The sequence below is a fragment of the Mesorhizobium sp. M1E.F.Ca.ET.041.01.1.1 genome (assembly GCF_003997355.1).
Classification (GTDB): Bacteria; Pseudomonadota; Alphaproteobacteria; order Rhizobiales; family Rhizobiaceae; genus Mesorhizobium.
The window spans coordinates 1-1023 of record NZ_RZSL01001091.1 but is presented as its reverse complement, the minus strand read 5'-3'; the positions used below and the strand labels follow the sequence as shown (position 1 = coordinate 1023).

The 1023-nt window shown below is 61.5% G+C and carries 2 protein-coding genes; both read right to left on the bottom strand.

Going from position 1 to position 1023, the window contains the following annotated elements:
• Positions 1 to 37: 37 nt before the first annotated feature.
• Positions 38 to 571, bottom strand: a complete 534-nt coding sequence (gene rplF / locus EOA38_RS37585; RefSeq protein ID WP_126094106.1) for a 50S ribosomal protein L6 — start codon at positions 569 to 571, stop codon at positions 38 to 40.
• A gap of 90 nt (positions 572 to 661) precedes the next feature.
• Positions 662 to 1021, bottom strand: a complete 360-nt coding sequence (gene rpsH, locus EOA38_RS37580; protein WP_127301584.1) for a 30S ribosomal protein S8 — start codon at positions 1019 to 1021, stop codon at positions 662 to 664.
• Positions 1022 to 1023 lie beyond the last annotated feature (2 nt).

Sequence of the window (1023 nt, the reverse complement as noted above, 5' to 3'; positions counted from 1 at the left end):
TTTCCGAAAAGTCTGCAACTTTTCGGGGCCAAGCCTATTACTTCTTCTTGCCTTCCTTGCGGACGATCCGCTCGTCGGCATAGCGCACGCCCTTGCCCTTATAGGGCTCCGGTCCGCGATATTCGCGGATCTCGGCGGCGACCTGGCCGACCTGCTGCTTGTCGATGCCGGAGACCGTGATTTCGGTCGGCTTCGGCACTGAGATCGTGATGCCCTGCGGCGTCTCATAGACCACGTCGTGGCTGAAGCCGAGCGCGAGCTGCAGGTTCTTGCCCTGCATGGCGGCACGATAGCCGACGCCGGTGATCTCGAGCTTCTTCTCGAAGCCGTCCTTCACGCCCTGCAGGATGTTGACGATCTGCGTGCGCGACATGCCCCATTTGGAACGGGCGGTCTTCGACTGGTCGCGCGGCTCGACAGCGATCTCGCTGCCTTCCATCTTGACCAGCACTTCGTCGTTCACCACGAACTTCAGCTCGCCCTTGGGGCCCTTCGCCGTCACGGTCTGGCCGTTGACGGTCGCGGAGACGCCCTGCGGCAGCGAAACGGGTTTCTTTCCGATACGAGACATTTTGTTGTCCTCGTCACTTCTTTCGTTTCAGGTTCCAGTTCCCGGGCGCGATCCCGAGAACCGAAGCCCATTCATCAATCTCGTGCCGGATCAGAAGATCTGGCAGAGGATCTCGCCGCCGACATTCTGCTCGCGCGCTTCGTGGTCGGCCATGACGCCCTTCGGCGTCGAAAGGATGGCGATGCCGAGGCCGTTGGCGACGTGCGGAATCGACTTGGCCGAGACATAGACGCGGCGGCCAGGCTTCGAGACGCGCTCGATCTCGCGCACGACCGGAGCGCCGTCGAAATACTTCAGCTCGATCTCGATTTCCGACTTGCCGTTATCGAAGTCGGTCTGGCTGTAGTCGCGGATATAACCTTCCGACTTCAGCACTTCGAGAACGCGGGCGCGCAGACGCGAGGCCGGAGTCGAGACGCTCGACTTCTTGCGGCCATAGGCGTTGCGGATGC